Origin of the sequence: Catellatospora sichuanensis (assembly GCF_007483665.1) — a bacterium.
GTDB lineage: Bacteria > Actinomycetota > Actinomycetes > Mycobacteriales > Micromonosporaceae > Catellatospora > Catellatospora sichuanensis.
The window spans coordinates 211924-230625 of the sequence record NZ_ML660187.1 but is presented as its reverse complement, the minus strand read 5'-3'; the positions used below and the strand labels follow the sequence as shown (position 1 = coordinate 230625).

The following is an 18702-nucleotide window of genomic DNA, read 5'->3' as shown; positions in this document are numbered from 1 at the left end:
GGCGCTCCCCGCGGGCCGGAGCCGCCCACAGCGGCGGCTTTCCTCTGGCACGCGCTGGGGCGCGGGAATGTTGCAGACGAATGTCTCTACCGGGGCAGCGAGACCGTCACCACGAGGCCCCCGCCCTCGCGCGGCCGAGCGGTGACCGTGCCGCCGTGCGCCCGCGTGATCGCTCGCACGATCGACAGCCCGAGCCCCACGCCCTGGTCGGAGCGGGTGCGCTCGCTGCCCCGGCGGAACGGCTCGAACAACCCCTCCACCTCGTACGCTGCCACCACCGGCCCGGTGTTGGACACCTCCAACTCCACCCGGCCGCCCCGGGTGGAGGTCGCGGCCCGGACCCAGCCGCCCGCGGCGTTGTGCCTGATCGCGTTGCCGATGAGGTTCTGCGCGACCCGCTCCAGCAGCACCGGGTCACCGGTGGTCTCCGCGGGGGCGGCTTCGACGGCCACCGCCACGTCGGCCTCGGCCGCCGCGCCCGCGCTCTGCAGCCCGACGTGGTCGACGACGTCGGCGAGGTCCATCGGCCGCCGCTCCACCACCTCGTTCTCCGAGCGCGCCAGCAGCAGCAGCCCTTCGATCAGGCGCTCGTGCCGGCCGTTGATGTCGAGCAGCGTCTCGCCGAGCCGTTTGACGTCGTCGGAGGCGGTCTTGCGGTGCATGGCCAGCTCCACCAGTGACCGGTTCAGCGTCAGCGGCGTACGCAGCTCGTGCGACGCGTTCGCGACGAAGCGCCGCTGCCCGTCGAAGGCCTGGTCCAGCCGGGCCAGCATGGCGTCGAAGGTGTCGGCCAGCTCCTGGATCTCGTCGTTGGGGCCCCGCAGCGCGATGCGCTCGTGCAGCCCGCGGTCGGCGGCGGGGGCGGTGCTGATCCGGCGGGCGGTGTCGGTGATCCGGTGCAGCGGCGACAGCAGCCGGCCCGCGATCAGCCAGCCCAGCGCGATGGACACGGCACCCACCACCAGCAGCGCGATCGCGCCCTGCTGGAGCAGCGCGACCATGGTCGCGTGGCGCAGCGACTCGGCCTGCTTGTCCATGTAGTAGACGAGGTCGGGGTTGTTGTTGATGAGGACCCGCACCCGCGCGCCGCCGCCCTGCTCGGCCAGCCCGGCGACCCCGGGCGCCTGGCCGAGGTCGGGCAGCGGGGCGTGGAAGGTGAACTTCTGCAGCAGCGACTGGTCGACCAGGAAGTAGGTCACCACCAGCAGGGCCAGCCCGGCGAGGAAGAACAGCCCGCCGTAGACGAGGGTGAGGCGGGCGCGGATGGTCAGGCGGTACGACGGCAGTCTCACGGGATCCGATACCCCACTCCGGCGACGGTGGTGACGACGGGCGGGTCGCCCAGCTTGCGGCGCAGCTTGAGGATGGTCAGCCGGACCGCGGAGGTGAACGGGTCGGCGTGCTCGTCCCAGACCTTCTCCAGCAGGCTCTCCGCGGAGACCACCGCGCCCTCGGCCCGCAGCAGCTCGGCCAGCACGCCGAACTCCTTGCGCGACAGCGGCACGTAGTGGCCGTCCCGGAAGACCTCCCGGCGGGCCTGGTCGAGCCGGATCCCGCCGCGCACCAGGGTCGGCGCGCTGGCCGGGCGGGCGCGTCGGCCGAGGGCGTGCACCCGGGCGGCGAGCTCGGCGAACGCGAACGGCTTGGACAGGTAGTCGTCGGCGCCCAGGGTCAGCCCGGCGACCCGGTCGCCGACCTCGGCGGCGGCGGTGAGCATCAGTACCCGGGCGCTGGACTGCGAGTCGACCAGCGAGCGGCACACGTCGTCGCCGTGCACCACCGGCAGATCCCGGTCCAGCAGCACCACGTCGTAGTCGTGTACGGCCAGCCGCTCCAGCGCCGCGTCGCCGTCGTACACCACGTCGACGGCGTGAGCGTCGTCACGCAGCCACTCGGCGATGGCGTCGGCGAGCAGTGCCTCGTCTTCGACCACGAGTACCCGCATGTCCGGCTCCGCCTCCCCGCCGGTCCGCCCGGCCAGCCAATAGTTACCCGACGTGATGTTTCTTCGCCGTTATCGCGAGCGGAAACGGCCGCGAAACGGCCCCCCGCGTGAACTGGGCTCCGTGCCGCCGGCGACCGGCCGGCGGCCCGACGAAGGAGACACGCGATGAAGCGACGGCTGCTGGGGGTGGTGCTGGCGTTGCCGCTGATGGCGGCGCTGGCGCTGTCCGGCTGCGCGCAGCAGGGCGGCGACGACGGCATCGCCTCGGTCGGCAACGGGACCGCCGCGGCGACGCCCAGTGCCGGACCGAGCCTGAGCCAGGAGGAGAAGGGCCTCAAGTTCGCGCAGTGCATGCGTGAGAACGGCGTCGACATGCCCGACCCCGATCCCAACGGCGGCCCGGTCCGGGTGCGCATCAGCGGCGGCCCGGTCGACCGGGACAAGTTCGAGAAGGCGCAGGAGGCGTGCAAGCAGTACTCGCCGTTCGCCGAGGGCGGCCCGGCGAACGCCGATCCGCAGATGGCCGAGAACATGCGCAAGTTCGCCCAGTGCATGCGCGACAACGGGGTGCCGAACTTCCCGGACCCGGACGGCGGTCGCGTGATGATCGACAAGACGATCGGCGATGACCCGGACTTCGAGGCCGCGCAGAAGCTGTGCCAGGAGAAGTTCATGCCGGGCGCGGTCCAGAAGAAGGCACCGTGACCGAGACCGCACAGCTTGTCGCACTGGAGACCCCCGCCGGCGCGGCGCCCGTCCGGCGCCGCCGCCGGCGCGGGGCACGCACCGCGCTGCTGGTGATCGGCGCGCTCGCCGCGGGCGGGGCCGCCGCGGCCGCCGCGGTCGGGTTCGGCGGCGGGGACGGCGGCACCCCGCCCGCGAGCAATCTGCCGCCGGCCACCGCCCCGGTGACCCGGCAGACCCTGCAGGACAGCCAGACCGTCGACGGCGAACTGGGCTTCGGCCCGACCTACTCGGCCGTGAACCGGCTCAACGGGACGGTGACCTGGCTGCCCGAGTCCGGCGCGGTGATTTCCCGTGGCAAGCCCCTGTACCGGATCGACAACAGCCCGGCCGTGCTGATGTACGGAAACGTGCCCGCCTACCGCGAGCTCAAGTCGGGCGACGAGGGGGCCGACGTCAGGCAGCTGGAGCAGAACCTCAAGGCGCTCGGCTACGGCGGCTTCACGGTGGACGACGAGTTCACCTCGTCCACCGCCACCGCGGTCAAGAAGTGGCAGGACAAGCTCGGGCTGGCGGAGACGGGCCGGGTCGAGTTCGGCCGCGTCGTCTTCGCCTTGGGGCAGGTCCGGGTGGAGAGCCTGGAGGCCACGGTGAGCGCGCCGGCGCAGCCCGGATCAGCGGTGCTCAAGTACACGGGCACGGTCCGCGTCGTGGTGGTGCAGCTGGACGTCGCCGACCAGCGGCTGGCCAAGGTGGGCGCAGCTGTGAAGGTCGAGCTGCCCGCGGGCGGCACGGCCGACGGCAAGGTGGCCAAGGCGTACACCGTGATCGAGGCCGGTGGCCAGGGCGAGGAGGCCACCACGAAGCTCGAGGCGGTGGTGTCGCTGGCCGACCAGAAGGCGGTCGCCGGCTTCAACCAGGCCGCGGTCGACGTCACCTTCACCGCGGCGGAGCGCCCCGACGTGCTCACCGTGCCCGTGTCGGCGCTGGTCGCGCTGCGCGAGGGCGGGTACGGCGTCGAGATCGTCGAGGGCGGCGCCAGCCGCTACCTCGCGGTGGAGACAGGCCTGTTCTCCGGTGGCCGGGTCGAGGTCAGCGGTGCGGGCCTGGCCGAGGGCATGACCGTGGGGATCCCGCGATGATCGCCCTGGACGGCGTCACCAAGGTCTACCCGGGTGGCGTCACCGCCCTGGACGGGGTGTCGCTGACCGTGTACGCGGGCGAGATGGCGGCGATCGTCGGGCCGTCCGGCTCCGGCAAGTCGACCATGCTGCACATCATCGGCACGCTGGACCGGCCCAGTGCCGGGTCGGTGCGCATCGCCGGCTACGACGTGGCCGCCCTGTCGGACCGGCAGCTGTCGGCGCTGCGGGCGGCCCGGGTCGGTTTCGTGTTCCAGCAGTTCCACCTCGCCGCCGGGGTGAGCGCGCTGGACAACGTCGCCGACGGTCTGCTCTACGGCGGGCGCACCCTGGGTGAGCGCCGCCGCCGCGCGGTCGCCGCGCTGGAACGGGTCGGCCTGGCCCACCGGATGGACCACGAGCCGCACGAGCTGTCGGGCGGCGAGCGCCAGCGCGTCGCGATCGCGCGGGCCGTGGTCGGCAACCCGCCCCTGTTGCTGGCCGACGAGCCCACGGGCAACCTGGACTCGGCTTCCGGCGCAGGCATCATGGCGCTGCTGCACGAGTTGCATGCCGCGGGCACCACCGTGGTGATCATCACGCACGACCGGGAGATCGCCGCGGGGGTGCCCCGCCAGGTGCAGATGCGCGACGGCAGAGTGGTCGCCGACAGCGGCCCGGCAGTCGCGACCCTGCCCGAGACGGAGCCGGCCACGGCCGGCCCGCCGGCCGGTCATCCGGCCCTCGGCGCGGTTCCGCGGTCGGCGGATCCGTCGGTGGCCGGACCGGCGGCGCACGCCATCGGCACCGGCGGGAGGGCGCGATGACGGCCCCCGCCCTGCCCAGGCTCCATCCGGCCCGGATGCGACCTCGCGACGTGCTGCGCGTCGGGGGAGTGGGGCTGCGTACCCGGCCGGTACGGGCGTTCCTGTCGGCGCTGGGCATCGCGATCGGCATCGCGGCGATGATCGCCGTGGTCGGCATCTCGTCGTCGTCGCGGGCCGAGCTGGACCGCACGCTGGCCGCGCTGGGCACCAACCTGCTCACGGTGACCCCGGGCCGGACCATGTTCGGCGCGGACGCGCAGTTGCCGGTCGAGTCGGTCGCCATGATCTCCCGGATCGCCCCGGTGGAGCAGGTGTCGGCGATCGGCAAGGTCGACGGGGCCAAGGTCTACCGGTCGGACCGCATACCCGCGGCGCAGACCAACGGCCTGGCCGTGTACGCCGCCCGGCTCGACCTGATGGACACGGTCGGGGCGAAGCTGCGGGCCGGGACCTGGCTCAACGCGGCCACCGAGCGCTACCCGGCGGTGGTGATCGGCGCGGACACGGCCGCCCGGCTCGGCATCGGCACGGTCGGCCCGGACACCCAGATCATGGTCGGCGGCCGGCGGTTCACCGTGGTGGGCGTGCTGGAGCCGGTGGCGCTGGCACCCGAGCTGGACGCCGCGGTGCTGGTCGGCTGGCCGGCTGCGGCGGACCGGCTCGCCTTCGACGGGCATCCGACGACCGTCTATACCCGGTCGGTGGAGTCGGCCGTCACGGCGGTGCAGGGCGTACTGGCGGCGACCGCGAACCCGGAGGCCCCGAACGAGGTCGACGTGTCGCGGCCGTCCGACGCGCTGGAGGCCAAGCAGGCCGCCAACCAGGCGTTCACCGGGCTGTTGCTCGGTTTGGGCGCCGTCGCGCTGCTGGTCGGCGGGGTCGGGGTGGCCAACACGATGGTCATCTCGGTGCTGGAGCGGCGGGCCGAGATCGGCCTGCGGCGCTCGCTCGGCGCGACCCGGGGACAGATCCGGCTGCAGTTCCTGGCCGAGTCGCTGCTGCTGTCCGCGCTGGGAGGGGCGGGCGGGGTGCTCCTCGGCATCGCGGTGACCTCGGGATACGCGGCGTATCAGGGCTGGCCGACGGTGGTTCCGGCCTGGGCGATGCTCGGCGGTCTGGGCGCGACGCTGGTGATCGGGGGCCTGGCGGGCCTCTACCCGGCGGTGCGGGCCTCCCGCCTGTCCCCGACGGAGGCCCTCGCCACGCCGTGATCGCCCGACACGCCGTGATCTTCCGCGGTGATCGTCACGCATGACCGTCCGCCGCGGACGCGACCTTCCTCCCGGGTCGCGCCCGCGGCGGTCGCGTATCGGGGCGGCGGTCGCGTCCGATGGAGCCGGACCGCGACTGCACAAGATCCCCGTTTCGGGGCAAAACGTGTGGTCAGGGCCCCGAGCCTCTGACGGAAATCTGCGATCTTTGTGTGAGACGGCCGACAGTTCGGCCGAGCGCCGCGAAGGCGACACAAAAGAAGAAGGCCTCCCGGAGGAGGCCTTCTTGCTGGTGGGGATGGGGGGAGTTGAACCCCCACGTCCTTTCGGACACACGGACCTGAACCGTGCGCGTCTGCCATTCCGCCACATCCCCTTGGGGACGATGTTGCTGTCCCGTGGCGTGTGCAGGAACTTTAGCAGTCCCCGCGGTTCGCAAGGGAGTCACCTCCCGTTGCGTGCTGGCACAGCTTACGCTATGCCTGCTCCGCCTCGCCAACCGGTTATCCCGGTCGGCGTTGCGGGGAGAACACTAACACGACCACCTGGCCAAGGCCGAAATCGGAGGCAAGGATGGTCGTCATGCTGGCGTGGCGTCGGCAACGGCGGACGTATTGGGCGAAGACGCGGGAGTGGAGGGCAGATAACATCATGTCCTCGGAACCCGAGGAGGACCGGTGAGCGTGTTGCAACGCTTCGAGAAACGCCTGGAAGGCCTGGTTGAGGGCGCCTTCGCGAAGGTATTCAAGGGGGTCGTCCACCCTGTGGAGATCCTGAATGCCATGCAGCGTGAGGCAGAAGCTCACAAGGCGATCCTGGTTGGTGGGCGCACGCTCGTGCCGAACCGCTATGTGATCGATCTCTCGCCCTACGACCACAGCCGGCTGGCCCCGTACGCGGCCGCGCTGGCTCAGGAGCTGGCGCAGTCGCAGGCCGAGTTCATCGGCGAGCAGGCCTGGACGGTGTACGGCGACGTGATCGTCGAGATCGAGCGTGGAGACGGGCTGGACACGGGCATGTTCCGGGTCTCGGCCGAGGTCTACACGGCCGACCAGGCGCCGCAGGCGAGCTATGAGCCCCCGCCGCAGCAGTACCCGCCGTACGGCGGCCAGCAGGCCGGCCCACCGCCGGGTGGCGGCGGCGCGCGCAACGTGCGCCTCGTCTCCGGTGACGGGCGGACGTTCCCGCTGGCCATCGGGTCGACCACGATCGGTCGTGGGGACCAGGCCAACCTGCGCCTGCCCGACGTCGGCATCTCGCGGCGGCACGCCCGGCTGGACTTCGACGGTGCCCAGGTGGTGCTGACCGATCTCGGGTCGACCAACGGGACGATGGTCAACGGCCAGCGGGTCTCCGCGGTCGCCCTGAATCCCGGCGACATGATCCAGATCGGCACCACGACCCTGACGTTCCGCGTGGACGGCTGATCGGCCTTGCCCGAAATCGTCCTCACCGCCGCCCGCTTCGGTTTCCTCGTGCTGCTGTGGATCTTCGTGTTCACGGTGGTCGGTGTCATCCGACGGGATCTGTTCGCCGGCTCGCGTACGAGTCGGCTGGTCGCCGCGCCCCGCGGGGTCGCGGGTGCCGCGCAGGCGGCGGGCAGCGCGCGCCCGGCCAAGGTCAAGAAAGGCCGGGCCGCGCACACCTTGGTGGTCACGGCGGGCTCGCTCGCCGGCACCAAGATCACACTGGGCGAGGCTCCGATCACCATCGGCCGGGCGGAGGACTCCACACTCGTCATCACCGACGACTACGCCTCCGCCCGCCATGCCCGCCTGGTCCCCCGGGACGGGCAGTGGATGGTGGAGGACCTCGGCTCGACCAATGGCACGTATCTGGACCGCAGCAAGGTGAGCGGACCTACTCCCGTACCCCTCGGCGTGCCGATTCGCATCGGCCGCACGTCCCTCGAATTACGGCCATGACAATCATCCTGCGCTACGCGGCCCGCAGTGACCGCGGCCTCATCCGAGACGGAAACCAGGACTCCGTCTACGCTGGGCCGCGGCTGCTCGCCGTTGCCGACGGCATGGGCGGCATGGCCGCCGGTGACGTCGCCAGCAACATCGTCATCGGCGCCATGGCCCCGCTCGACGAGGACGTCCCCGGCGATGCGATCGTCGACGCCCTTCGATCGGCCGTCAATCTCGCCAACCAGCAGCTTCGCGACACCGTGGACGCCAACCCCCACCTGGAGGGTATGGGCACCACCCTGACCGCGATGCTCTTCACCGGCTCCAAACTGGGCATGGCCCATATCGGCGACTCGCGGGCCTACCTCCTGCGCGACGGCGAGTTCAACCAGATCACCAAGGACGACACGTACGTCCAGATGCTGGTGGACGAGGGTCGCATCAGCGCGGAGGAGGCCAGCAGCCATCCCCAGCGCTCGCTGCTCACCCGCGCGATGGACGGGCGCGACATCGAGCCGGACTACACCGTCCGGCCGGTGCACCCCGGCGACCGCTACCTGATCTGCTCCGACGGACTGTCGGGCGTGGTCAGCGCGGAGACCATCGGGCAGACCATGCGCGAGTACGTCGACCCGACGGCCTGCGTGGAGCGCCTCATCGCGCTCGCGCTGCGGGGCGGCGGACCGGACAACATCACCGTGATCATCGCGGACGCCACCGACGAGGACATCGTCGAGCAGGCGCCCGTGGTCGGCGGCGCGGCCGCCCGTGATCGCGGCAACACGAGCGAGGCGCAGGTCGAGTCGACCCCGGCGGCCCGCGCCTCGGCGCTGACCGCCACGCCACGCCCGGCCGCGGCCGAGCCCCCGGCTCCGGTCGCGGAACCGGCGGCGCGGCGCGCCCGGCACCCGGTGCGTGCCGGGCTGCTCGTGCTGGGCCTGCTCGTGGTGCTCGGCGCGGGTGTCTGGTTCGCCTGGGACTACTCCCAGTCGCGCTACTACATCGGCGCGACCGAGGCCGGGCAGGTGGCGATATTCCGCGGCGTGCCGGGCCAGATCGCGGGCTTCGACCTGTCCCAGGCGGAGCAGGTCAGCGAGGTCACCCTGGACGACCTGACCAGCGTCGCGCAGGAACAGGTGCGCAAGGGCATCCAGGCCGACAGCGAGGCCGACGCGGTCTCCCGGCTGGAGAACCTGATCCGCGACGATCCGGCCAACATGAACATCCTGCCCAGCTGCCCGACCTCGGCCAGCCCCTCCCCGTCGGCCACGCCGTCGGCCGGGGCCACGCCGACGGCCACCCCGTTGCCGGCCGCCGACGCGAGCAGCCCGCCCAGCGAGCCGGTGGTGCCGAGTCCGGTGCCCTGCCGGCCGAATTGAGCATGAGGACGTCGTGACCACCCCCCATACCGCCCCTCCCGCAGCAGCGGCCGCCGCCGTCCCCGAGACGCCGGCGGCGGCGAAGCCGTCGCTGCTGCGCCTGGATCCGGCGGCCCGCAGGGTGCGCCGCACCGAGCTGTGGCTGCTCCTGCTCGCCATGGCCATGGTCGCCGGTTACCTGGCGGCGGTCGAGGCGAACATGCTCGACACGGTCACGATGGACTTCTGGTACCCGGTGGGCGTGCTGACCGCCGTCTTCCTGGCGCTGCACGTGGTCATCCGGCTGCGTGCACCATTCGCCGACCCGGTGCTGGTGCCGACCGTGGCGCTGCTCAACGGTCTCGGCGTGGCGTTCCTGCGCCGACTCGACCTGGGCCGGGCGAAGATCGACGACCGGCCCGAACTCGCGATCTTCGCGGGGGACGGCGGCAAGCAGCTGCTCTGGACGCTGATCGCGGTGACCGGCGCGATGGCGCTGCTGTGGTTCGTGCGCGACCACCGCGAGGTGTCCAAGTACGCCTGGACGCTCGGCCTGGCCGGTATCGTCCTGGTGCTGCTGCCCGCGGTGCTGCCGAGCAGCGTCTCCGAGGTCAACGGCGCCAAGCTGTGGATCCGGTTCGGCAGCTTCTTCGCCATCCAGCCCGGTGAGTTCGCCAAGCTGATGCTGCTGGCCTTCTTCGCCTACTACCTGGTCCGCAAGCGCGAGGTGCTGGCGCTGGCCAGCCGCCGCTTCCTCGGCATCGACTTCCCCCGCGGGCGCGACCTGGGCCCGGTCATCGTGGTCTGGGCGATGAGCCTCCTGGTCCTCATCTTCGAGAAGGACCTGGGCACCTCGCTGCTGTACTTCGGCATGTTCGTGGTGACGCTCTACGTCGCCACCGAGCGGGTCAGCTGGCTGATCATCGGTCTGGTGCTGTTCTTCGGCGGCGCCGTGCTGGCATATCTGCTGGCCGGCGCGGTCGGCGGCCCGTTCACCAACTTCGGCCAGCGGGTCGAGATCTGGCTGGACCCGTTCGCCGAGCCGTACGACCGCGGCTACCAGCTCGTCCAGTCGATGCTCGGCCTGGGCACCGGCGGCATGTTCGGCACCGGCCCCGGCGCGGGCAACCCGCTGCTGGTCCCCGAGGTGCGCAACGACTTCATCTTCGCCGGCATGGGCGAGGAGATCGGCCTGTTCGGCCTCACCGCCATGCTGGCGCTGTACCTGCTCGTGGTGTCCCGCGGCCTGCGCGCCGCGCTGGCCGTGCGCGACTCGTTCGGCAAGCTGCTGGCCGGTGGCCTGGCGTTCACGCTGGCGCTGCAGGTGTTCGTGATCATCGGTGGGGTGAGCAAGCTGATCCCGCTGACGGGTCAGACCACGCCGTTCCTGTCCGCGGGCGGCTCGTCGCTGGTGGCCAACTGGCTGCTGATCGCGTTGCTGCTGCGGATCTCAGACGCGGCGCGCACGCCCGCATCGACGGGAGGTGTACGCCGGTGAACGCCCCTCTGCGACGAGTCGGCGTGGTCGTGATGGTGCTGTTCGGCCTGCTCTTCGCCAACCTGAACTGGGTCCAGGCGTACAAGGGCAACGACTACCGGACCAGTCCCTACAACGGCCGCGTGCAGATCGACGAGTACGACCGCCAGCGCGGCTACATCATGGTGAGCAACCCCGGCAGCAAGCCGATCGCGCTCTCCACGGCCACCAAGAACAACCTGAAGTACCTGCGCAGCTACCCCGGCGGCGCCGCGTACGCGCACGTGATCGGCTACAAGCCGGTCAACGGCACGGCGACCGGGGTCGAGCAGCTGGAGAACGACATCCTCTCCGGCACGTCCGACAAGCTCTTCGCCGACCGGCTGCGTGACATCTTCACCGGCTCGCACACCGCCGGCGGCAACGTGACGCTGACGCTGTCCAAGACCGCGCAGGACACCGCCTACGAGCAGCTGGTCAAGAACAAGATCGGCGCGAAGTCGGGCGCGGTGGTGGCGCTGGACCCGAACACCGGCGCGATCCTCGCCCTGGCCTCCTTCCCGAGCTTCGACCCGAACCCGCTGGTCGCCCACGACGCCAAGGCGAGCGACGCGTACAAGCGGCTGGAAGGCCAGGCCGGCAACCCGCTGCTGAACCGCGCGCTGCAGGAGACCTACCCGCCGGCGTCGACGTTCAAGGTGCTGGTGTCGGCCGCGGCGCTGTCCGCCAACCGCAACCCCGACACTCCGCTGCTGGCGGGTCCGGGCTACCAGGCGCCGGGCACCACGCACATCATCCGCAACGCGACGTCGTCGACCTGCCCCCAGGAGCAGATGACGCTGAAGGAGGCGCTGACCGTCTCCTGCAACACGGCGTTCGCCCGCCTCGGCGTGGAGCTCGGCTCGCAGCGGCTCAACGACACCGCGCGGGCCTTCGGCTTCTACGACGACAGCCTGCGGGTCGGCAACCTGTCCGCGACCGACCGCGGCATGCGGGTCGAGGAGAGCGTGCTCGGCCCGCTGACCACCAGCTCGGGCGGCGACGACAAGCCGAACATCGCGATCTCGTCGATCGGCCTCAATGAGGTCCGGGTGACCCCGCTGCAGAACGCGATGGTCGCCGCGGCGATCGCCAACGACTGCTCGCAGATGCGGCCGTACCTGGTCGAGCGGCTGGTCGGGCCGGACCTCACCACCGGCCTGTACGCCGCGGCCCCGAAGGAGCTGCGACGCAGCTGCACGGCAAGCGAGGCGGCGCAGCTGCGCGAGATGATGGTCAGCGTTGTCGAGAACGGCACCGGCAAGAAGGCCCAGATCAACGGGTACGTGGTCGGCGGCAAGACCGGCACGGGCACCGCTGACGAGGAGGCCAACGCCGGATCCGATGGCTGGTTCATCGGATTCGCGATGAAGGACGGTCGAGCGGTCGCCGCTGTCGCAGTCATCCTGGACGACGCAGGCAAGGGCGGCAGCGGGGAAGCGGCCCGGATCGCCGGGCTGGTCATGAAAGGCGTGATCGAGGACAAGGGTGGCAAGTGATGGTCTCCCCTGGCACCGTGCTCAACGGCCGTTACCGTATCGATTCGCGGATCGCCTCCGGCGGCATGGGTGACGTCTGGAAGGGCACCGACGACGTGCTCGACCGGACCGTCGCCATCAAGATCATGCTGTCGGCGCTGCTGGAGGAGCCGGGCTTCGTCAAGCGCTTCCACGCCGAGGCCAAGACGATGGCCGGCATCAACCACCCGGGCGTCGTGCGCATCTACGACTTCGGCAACGACCAGCACCTGGCGTACCTGATCATGGAGCTGATCGAGGGCGACCCGCTCTCCCGCACGCTCAACAAGGTCGGCCGGCTCACCCCGTCCCGCACCATGCTGCTGATCGCGCAGGCGGCCGACGCGCTGCAGGCCGCCCATGACAAGGGCATCGTGCACCGCGACGTGAAGCCGGGCAACCTGCTGGTGCGCCCCAACGGCACGCTGGTGCTGACCGACTTCGGCATCGCCCGGTCGGCGGCGGCCAGCCAGCTGACGGCCACCGGCGCGGTCATGGGCACTGCCTCCTACCTGGCCCCGGAGCAGGCTTCCGGGGTCGGCGCATCAGCCATCTCCGACGTCTACTCGCTGGGTGTGGTGGCCTACCAGTGCCTCACCGGGCACCGGCCGTACGACGGCGACACCCCGCTAGAGATCGCGATGAAGCACGTCACCGGCACCCCGAAGGCGATGCCGAACGACATCCCGCCGGTGGTGCGCCAGATCGTCGAGCGGGCCATGGCCAAGGAGCCCGGCAACCGGTGGCCGACAGCGGCGGCGTTCGCCAACGCCGCCCGGCAGGCCGCCGGCGCGCTGACCCACGGCAGCGGGCCGATGCTGCCCGTGCAGCCGGTCTCGCCGAGCCCGGTCTCGGCCAGCCCGGTCTCGCCGGGGCCGTCGCGCCCGCTGAGCCCGGCGACCCCCGTTCCGGTTCGCCCCAACGGGGGCTACCAGCGAGGATCTGCACCCGTCCCGGCTGCGCCTGCCTCACTGACCCCCGTCCACGGGGTACCGTACGGGCCGCAGGCTCCCGCGCCCGCCGGTGGTGGCGGCCGGACTGCCCTGACCGTGGTCCTGGTGGTCGTCGGGATGCTGGCAGTGCTCGCTTGCGCCGGTTGGCTCGGCTGGGAGGCCAAAAAGGCCAAGGACAAGGAAAATGCCCGGAGCAGCCCGGCACATTCCGAAATCGTCACACTTTCGGCTGGCGGATGGCTGAACGGGGCTGACCACGTGAGCATGGACCCAATGACCGAAGGACGACGTACGCGATGAACGCGCAGGCCCGCCTGCTGGGTGGCAGGTATCAAGTCGGCGAGTTGCTCGGCTACGGCGGCATGGCCGAGGTGCACCGGGGACGTGACCTGCGCCTCGGGCGCGACGTCGCGATCAAATTGCTGCGCACGGACCTGGCCCGGGACGCGACGTTCCAGATGCGGTTCCGCCGCGAGGCACAGAACGCCGCGGCGCTGAACCACCCGGCGATCGTCGCGGTCTACGACACCGGCGAGGAGCGCGGGCCCACCGGCGAGGTCCTGCCCTACATCGTCATGGAGTTCGTGGCCGGCCGCACCCTCAAGGAGGTGCTGGCCGCCGAGGGGCGACTGATGCCCCGGCGGGCCATGGAGATCACCGCGGACATCTGCGCCGCGCTGGAGTTCAGCCACCGGCACGGCATCATCCACCGGGACATCAAGCCCGGCAACGTCATGTTCACGCCGAACGCCCAGGTCAAGGTCATGGACTTCGGCATCGCGCGGGCGCTCGCGTCCGGCGCGACCACCATGACGCAGACCTCCGCCGTCATCGGCACCGCGCAGTACCTCTCCCCGGAGCAGGCCCGCGGTGAGGCCGTGGACGCCCGCTCCGACGTGTACGCCGCCGGTTGCGTGCTGTTCGAGCTGCTCTGCGGACACCCGCCGTTCGTCGGCGACTCCCCGGTGGCGGTGGCCTACCAGCACGTGCGGGAGGAGCCGCCGGCGCCGAGCGAGTCCAACCGCGACGTCACCCCCGACGTCGACGCGGTCGTGCTCAAGGCGCTGTCGAAGAACCCGGCCAACCGCTACCAGTCGGCCGGCGAGATGCGTGCCGACCTGCTGCGCGCCGCCGCGGGCCGACCGGTCCTGGCGACGCCGGTGCTCCGCGAGGAGCAGACGGTCCCGATGACCGCGGCCACGCGGACCAACACCAACCGCAACGCCCCCGCCCGGGTCGGCGACGCCCGCCGCCGCCGCGCCTCCGGCTGGGTCATCGCGACGCTGACCGCGCTGGGCGTGCTGGCCGTGGTGGCGCTGACCGCCGGCCTGATCCTGGCCAACCAGCCCAAGGACGTCTCTGTCCCGGACCTGTTCGGGTTGACCGAGCAGCAGGCGCGGGAGGCCGTGACCGCGGCGGGTCTCAAGCCGCGGCTCGGCGAGCCGCTGCGGCAGTCGGACTGCACCGAGAACACCGTCTTCAAGCAGGACCCCGCCAAGGGCCGCGAGGTCCGGGAGCAGAGCGAGGTCACCTTCCAGATCTGCGGCGGCAAGCCGCAGGTCAAGGTGCCGCCGCTGGTCGGCTCGAATCGCGCCAACGCGGAGAGCCAGCTGACCGCGCTCGGCCTGGTGCCGGTGTTCAAGGAGAAGGACAGCGACGCGCAGGCCGGTCAGGTGCTGGAGACCAGCCCCAAGGAGAACGAGCTGATCTCCGAGGGCGGCACCGTGACGGTGATCGTCTCCAAGGGCCTGGTCAAGGTCCCGTCCCTGGTCGGCAAGACGCAGGCCGACGCGATCGCGATCCTGACCGGCCTCGGCCTCGGCAACAAGATCGTGCCGGGCGATCTGACCGATGATCAGAGCAAGGTCGGCACCGTGCAGGAGCAGGACCCGAAGAAGGACACGCTGAAGCCCAAGGGCACCACGATCACTCTGGTGGTGTTCCAGCTCAAGGAGCAGGAGCCGCCGCCTTCGCCGTCCGTGACGCCTTCGCAGCCCGGCTGACGGCAGACGTGACCGGCGCCCGTTCCCTTCGGGGAGCGGGCGCCGTCGTCGTTCCGGGGCCGTCGTCCCGGCCCTCGTCGGCCGGGCCGGTTCAGGCGGGGAAGGCCGCCAGGCGGCGCTGCTCGACCTCTTCGGCCAGCTCGGGTGCACGGTCCAGGGCCTGCGGGTAGCCGCAGGAGGCCAGCCAGTTCGCCAGCATCAGATGGCCGCCCTGGGTGAGCACCGACTCCGGGTGGAACTGCACGCCCTCGATCGGCAGCGTGCGGTGCCGCATGGCCATCACCACCCCCGCTGAGCCGTCGACAGGCGCGGTACGCCCGGTGACCTCGATCTCCGCGGGCAGGGTGTTCTCGAGGACGGCCAGGGAGTGGTATCGGGTGGCCGTGAACGGGTCCGGCAGGCCCGCCAGCACGCCGACACCGGTATGCGTGACCTGGGACGTCTTGCCGTGCAGCAGCTCCGGGGCGCGGGTCACCGTGCCCCCGAAGGCCTGCCCGATGGCCTGGTGGCCCAGGCACACCCCGAACAGCGGGATCTTCCCGGCGTACTCGGCGATGACGTCGAGGCAGATGCCGGCCGACTCGGGCGCGCCCGGCCCGGGGGACAGCAGCACGCCGGCCGCCCCGACCCGCCCGACGTCGGCGACGCTGATCTCGTCGTTGCGCCGCACCTCGCACTCCACCCCGAGCTGCCCGAGGTACTGCACCAGGTTGTAGACGAACGAGTCGTAGTTGTCGATCACGAGAACGCGCATGGCCCTCACCTGCTCGGCGTCGGCACCGGGGTCTCCCCGGTGTCGTACGGGATGTCGTGGCCGTCGCCCGGCTCCTGCGACGGCGTGCCCGACGGATCCGGGAACGTCTCGTCCAGCTGCGAGTATCCGCTGTCGGGGTCGCCGACCTGGACATCGTCGAAGGGCAGCAGCGGCTCGGCCCACGGGAAGATCACGTACCACAGCAGCGCGCCGAGCACGCCGAGCAGCACCACCGAGCCGGTCAGCTTGCCGCCGAGGCCGAAGGGCAGTTTGCGCCAGATCCACGCGTACATCAGGCCATCCCCGCCAGCTCGACCGGGCGTCCCTCGGAGCGCGGCTGCTCGTCGACGAGCTTGCCGTGGATGATCAGCCGCTGGTAGTTGTCGAACTTGGGATTGCAGGTGGTCAGCGTGATCAGCTTGCCCGCTTCCATGGACGGCGGCACCGCGCGCACCACCTCCACCGCGGTCGGCAGCACGATGCGCTGCTTGACCACCTCGTAGACGTAGAAGGTGGTGGGCGTCTCCACCACGATCCGGTCGGCAGGTTTGCCGTCCTCGGCGGGCCTCAGCTTGTCGAGGTCCCAGAAGGTGGCCCGATTGCGGTGGCCGGCCACCGAGAAGTTGCCCTTCTGGCCCGGCATCGCGCTGTTGGGGTAGTGGCCGGGAGCGAACCGGATGTCCTTCTGGGTCACGCCCTGCACCACCACCCAGTGCTTCTTCAGCGTGGGCAGGTAGAGCTTCGCCACCGCGTTGCCGGGCAGCGGCGCCAGCGGGGAGGCGGACACCGACGGGGTCGGGCCGACGGTCGGCTCGTCCCAGTTCAGTTGCTGCTCGAGCTGGCTCTGGTGGGCGTCGACGATGGCGGTCTTGCCCCACACCTCGTACCCGGCGAACAGCAGGATGACCAGGCCGAAAGTGATCATGAGTTCGCCGGTGCCGCGCAGCGTCGTGCGGATCACCGAGCCGACCGTGGTGCGGGTGTACTCGGAGTGGATGCTCCGGTAGTTCTTGTCGCCGGCTCGGATCGCCTTGACCGGGGGCGGTGGCGGCTCCCCGCTCCAGCGGGGTCGCGGCGACGGCTTGGCGACGTCTTCAGGCGACGGTGGCGGCGCGGGCGGGATCGCGCCCAGCAGGCCGGTCTCGTCGGTGGCCGCGGCCCGCCCGGTCGCCATCGTGGGCGCGGGCCGGGTGACCCGTGGCAGCTGGGTGGTCTGGTCCGTGATCCGGGGCAGCTGCGTGGTCACGTCGGCCGCCGCCGGACTGAGCGGTGCCGCCGGACTGAGCGGTGCCGCCGGACTGAGCGGTGCCGCCGGATTGAGCGGTGCCGCCGGGCTCGACAGCGTTACGGCGCTCGGTGATGCGGCCTGGCTGACCGGCGTGGCCACGTTCGACGGCGCCGCCGGGCGCTGCGGTGCCACCGGGTTCGGTGGTGCGGGTGGTGTGGCGGGTCGGGGCGACGGCGGGGCGGTGGTGGAGGTGATCACGGGCAGCACCGTGGTGGCGTCCGCCGCGGGGACGACGGGCAGCACGCCGGTGATGGACGCGGCGTCCGTCTTCGGCGCGGCGTCGGCCACGCGGGGGAACGTGGTCGTCTCGTCGTCCTCGGGTTCGTGCGCCCGATGCCTGCTCATCCGTGTCTCCGGCTCTTACTAACGCGGCACCGAAGCATGGCGCAGCAGCACCGATCCCTGGTACGCGGGAGCGACGATGTCCGTCTCGCGGGTGACGCTATATCCCAGGCCGTATGCGCGTACAGCGTCCCGGAACGCCTGGACGCCGAGGGCTGCGTCGAGCGATGCCTGCAGGCGGGCCGGGTCGCCGATCGCCGAGATCACGAACTCGGGGGAGTAGCGCCGTCCCTCGAGCAGCAGGGTGTTGCCGACGCACAGCACGGCGGTGGTGGTGACGACCCGTACGCCCATGATCGTCATGGCCTCGGCCCCACCCGCCCAGAGCGCGTTGACCACGGCCTGTACGTCCTGCTGGTGCACCACCAGGTCGTCCTGGGTGGCTCCGGTGGACAGGCCGTTGCCGCCGGGCGGCGCGTCGTCCATGCGTACGGTCAGGCCTGGGCCGTGCACCGCGGTCAGGCCGGCGTCGGCCAGGTAACCCTCGCCGCGGGTGCGTTCGGCCGCGAGCGGGCCATCGCCGCCGGCCTGCTTGCCGGTCAGCGCGTCGATGTCGGCACGCAGCTGGTTCACGTTCTGGACGGCCGCGCCGACCTCGGTTTCTTTCTTACCCACCAGTTGGTCCAGCCGGACGCTGTTGTCCTCGCGTAGCGTGGTCCCCTGGGAGGTGGTCGCGCTCACGGTGAACAGCAGACCGGCGATGGCCGCGATCAACGGCACGCCGAGGGTCCACCCGCTGCGGCGTCGGCCGGGCAGGCGGCTGAACGCGCGCCCGGCTCGGAGTACGGCTTTACGCCATGACGAGGTGCCGGATGTGTATTCCACCACTCCCCCTCCGTGCCAAAACGCGACGATCTGACTACGCTATCTGTCGAACATTATTCAGGCCCATGCTCAAGGTCATCGACCGGTGTGGGCAGGGCCCCTCCAGGAGACAACCGTGCCGAAGTCGCAGGTCCGCAAGAAGAAGATTTACACGCCGCCTACCGACGTGGTGCCCTCGGCGACCGCCGCGGACAAGAAGCCGAGCCCGATCTGGCTGCCGATCACCGCGGTCAGCTTGATCGTTTTCGGTATCGCCTGGCTGGTCGTGTACTACCTGTCCGAGACGCTGTACCCGGTGCAGGGCTGGGGGTACTGGAACCTCGCTGTCGGCTTCGGCGCCATGGTCGGCGCGCTCGGTCTGCTCTCCAAGTGGCGCTGAGCTTCAGCAGCGCTCCACGATAGCTCGCGATCCGGGGTCGCGGCCTGTCTGCGCGTGTGCGCAGCG

Annotated in this window: 16 protein-coding genes, 1 tRNA gene and 2 pseudogenes; 12 read left to right on the top strand and 7 right to left on the bottom strand. The window is 71.3% G+C overall.

The window, feature by feature from the left end:
• Nucleotides 1–86: 86 nt before the first annotated feature.
• Entirely contained in the window at nucleotides 87–1292 is a 1206-nt protein-coding gene (locus FLL47_RS08275) for a sensor histidine kinase (protein WP_144119846.1), read from the bottom strand.
• Nucleotides 1289–1945 (bottom strand): response regulator transcription factor, encoded by a 657-nt coding sequence (locus FLL47_RS08270; protein WP_144119845.1) that lies wholly within the window; start codon nucleotides 1943–1945, stop codon nucleotides 1289–1291. The genes FLL47_RS08275 and FLL47_RS08270 overlap by 4 nt, the downstream gene beginning before the upstream one ends.
• A gap of 165 nt (nucleotides 1946–2110) precedes the next feature.
• Between FLL47_RS08270 and FLL47_RS08265 the strand changes: the two genes are divergently transcribed.
• The 4 genes and pseudogenes from FLL47_RS08265 (at nucleotide 2111) to FLL47_RS08250 (ending at nucleotide 5788) form a co-directional block, all read left to right on the top strand.
• Entirely contained in the window at nucleotides 2111–2650 is a 540-nt protein-coding gene (locus FLL47_RS08265; RefSeq protein ID WP_144119844.1) for a hypothetical protein, read from the top strand.
• Nucleotides 2647–3771: a peptidoglycan-binding protein gene (locus tag FLL47_RS08260; protein ID WP_144119843.1), complete on the top strand. Its 1125-nt coding sequence runs from the start codon at nucleotides 2647–2649 to the stop codon at nucleotides 3769–3771. Before FLL47_RS08265 ends, FLL47_RS08260 begins: the two co-directional genes overlap by 4 nt.
• Nucleotides 3768–4415: pseudogene (locus tag FLL47_RS08255) on the top strand (ABC transporter ATP-binding protein); the annotation flags it as partial. The gene FLL47_RS08260 and the pseudogene FLL47_RS08255, both read left to right, overlap by 4 nt.
• Nucleotides 4416–4573: 158 nt before the next feature.
• Nucleotides 4574–5788 carry an ABC transporter permease gene (locus FLL47_RS08250; protein ID WP_222105999.1) on the top strand — a complete coding sequence of 405 codons (1215 nt, stop codon included), beginning with the start codon at nucleotides 4574–4576 and terminating at the stop codon, nucleotides 5786–5788.
• A 290-nt stretch (nucleotides 5789–6078) separates the two neighbouring features.
• Here FLL47_RS08250 and FLL47_RS08245 read toward each other — a convergent pair.
• Nucleotides 6079–6164 (bottom strand) — tRNA-Leu (locus FLL47_RS08245).
• Between the two features lie 275 nt (nucleotides 6165–6439).
• Here FLL47_RS08245 and FLL47_RS08240 point away from each other — a divergent pair.
• The 7 genes and pseudogenes from FLL47_RS08240 to pknB all read left to right on the top strand — a co-directional run bounded on the left by FLL47_RS08240 (nucleotide 6440) and on the right by pknB (nucleotide 15048).
• Nucleotides 6440–7215 (top strand): annotated as a pseudogene (locus FLL47_RS08240) (FhaA domain-containing protein).
• Between the two features lie 6 nt (nucleotides 7216–7221).
• On the top strand, nucleotides 7222–7713 hold the full coding sequence (locus FLL47_RS08235; RefSeq protein ID WP_120317539.1) for an FHA domain-containing protein FhaB/FipA: 492 nt from the start codon (nucleotides 7222–7224) through the stop codon (nucleotides 7711–7713).
• On the top strand, nucleotides 7710–9080 hold the full coding sequence (locus FLL47_RS08230; RefSeq protein WP_144119840.1) for a PP2C family serine/threonine-protein phosphatase: 1371 nt from the start codon (nucleotides 7710–7712) through the stop codon (nucleotides 9078–9080). The genes FLL47_RS08235 and FLL47_RS08230 overlap by 4 nt, the downstream gene beginning before the upstream one ends.
• 157 nt (nucleotides 9081–9237) lie before the next feature.
• Entirely contained in the window at nucleotides 9238–10557 is a 1320-nt protein-coding gene (locus tag FLL47_RS08225; protein WP_144119950.1) for an FtsW/RodA/SpoVE family cell cycle protein, read from the top strand.
• Entirely contained in the window at nucleotides 10554–12074 is a 1521-nt protein-coding gene (locus FLL47_RS08220) for a peptidoglycan D,D-transpeptidase FtsI family protein (protein ID WP_144119839.1), read from the top strand. The genes FLL47_RS08225 and FLL47_RS08220 overlap by 4 nt, the downstream gene beginning before the upstream one ends.
• Complete coding sequence (locus tag FLL47_RS08215; RefSeq protein ID WP_144119838.1) at nucleotides 12074–13345, top strand: serine/threonine-protein kinase; 1272 nt, start codon at nucleotides 12074–12076, stop codon at nucleotides 13343–13345. Before FLL47_RS08220 ends, FLL47_RS08215 begins: the two co-directional genes overlap by 1 nt.
• On the top strand, nucleotides 13342–15048 hold the full coding sequence (pknB, locus tag FLL47_RS08210; RefSeq protein ID WP_144119837.1) for a Stk1 family PASTA domain-containing Ser/Thr kinase: 1707 nt from the start codon (nucleotides 13342–13344) through the stop codon (nucleotides 15046–15048). Before FLL47_RS08215 ends, pknB begins: the two co-directional genes overlap by 4 nt.
• Before the next feature lie 91 nt (nucleotides 15049–15139).
• Here the strand turns inward: pknB and FLL47_RS08205 are convergent, their stop codons facing one another.
• From FLL47_RS08205 to FLL47_RS08190, 4 genes are read right to left on the bottom strand one after another with little or no spacing between them, the layout of a single operon-like run.
• On the bottom strand, nucleotides 15140–15802 hold the full coding sequence (locus tag FLL47_RS08205) for an aminodeoxychorismate/anthranilate synthase component II (protein WP_144119836.1): 663 nt from the start codon (nucleotides 15800–15802) through the stop codon (nucleotides 15140–15142).
• Nucleotides 15803–15807: 5 nt separating this feature from the next.
• Nucleotides 15808–16095: a hypothetical protein gene (locus FLL47_RS08200; protein ID WP_144119835.1), complete on the bottom strand. Its 288-nt coding sequence runs from the start codon at nucleotides 16093–16095 to the stop codon at nucleotides 15808–15810.
• Nucleotides 16095–17435 carry a class E sortase gene (locus FLL47_RS08195; RefSeq protein WP_246157659.1) on the bottom strand — a complete coding sequence of 447 codons (1341 nt, stop codon included), beginning with the start codon at nucleotides 17433–17435 and terminating at the stop codon, nucleotides 16095–16097. Before FLL47_RS08195 ends, FLL47_RS08200 begins: the two co-directional genes overlap by 1 nt.
• An 18-nt stretch (nucleotides 17436–17453) precedes the next feature.
• Nucleotides 17454–18257 (bottom strand): DUF881 domain-containing protein, encoded by an 804-nt coding sequence (locus FLL47_RS08190; RefSeq protein ID WP_144119834.1) that lies wholly within the window; start codon nucleotides 18255–18257, stop codon nucleotides 17454–17456.
• A 115-nt stretch (nucleotides 18258–18372) separates the two neighbouring features.
• Between FLL47_RS08190 and FLL47_RS08185 the strand changes: the two genes are divergently transcribed.
• Nucleotides 18373–18636, top strand: a complete 264-nt coding sequence (locus FLL47_RS08185) for a cell division protein CrgA (RefSeq protein WP_120317532.1) — start codon at nucleotides 18373–18375, stop codon at nucleotides 18634–18636.
• The last annotated feature ends 66 nt before the right edge of the window (nucleotides 18637–18702 follow it).

Bases quoted from the DNA above. Each gene is read 5' to 3' on its own strand.
- FLL47_RS08205 (WP_144119836.1), bottom strand. From the start codon at position 15,802: ATGCGCGTTCTCGTGATCGACAACTACGACTCGTTCGTCTACAACCTG.
- FLL47_RS08215 (WP_144119838.1), top strand. From the start codon at position 12,074: ATGGTCTCCCCTGGCACCGTGCTCAACGGCCGTTACCGTATCGATTCG.
- FLL47_RS08265 (WP_144119844.1), top strand. From the start codon at position 2,111: ATGAAGCGACGGCTGCTGGGGGTGGTGCTGGCGTTGCCGCTGATGGCG.
- pknB (WP_144119837.1), top strand. From the start codon at position 13,342: ATGAACGCGCAGGCCCGCCTGCTGGGTGGCAGGTATCAAGTCGGCGAG.
- FLL47_RS08195 (WP_246157659.1), bottom strand. From the start codon at position 17,435: ATGAGCAGGCATCGGGCGCACGAACCCGAGGACGACGAGACGACCACG.
- FLL47_RS08250 (WP_222105999.1), top strand. From the start codon at position 4,574: ATGACGGCCCCCGCCCTGCCCAGGCTCCATCCGGCCCGGATGCGACCT.
- FLL47_RS08270 (WP_144119845.1), bottom strand. From the start codon at position 1,945: ATGCGGGTACTCGTGGTCGAAGACGAGGCACTGCTCGCCGACGCCATC.
- FLL47_RS08230 (WP_144119840.1), top strand. From the start codon at position 7,710: ATGACAATCATCCTGCGCTACGCGGCCCGCAGTGACCGCGGCCTCATC.
- FLL47_RS08225 (WP_144119950.1), top strand. From the start codon at position 9,238: ATGGCCATGGTCGCCGGTTACCTGGCGGCGGTCGAGGCGAACATGCTC.
- FLL47_RS08200 (WP_144119835.1), bottom strand. From the start codon at position 16,095: ATGTACGCGTGGATCTGGCGCAAACTGCCCTTCGGCCTCGGCGGCAAG.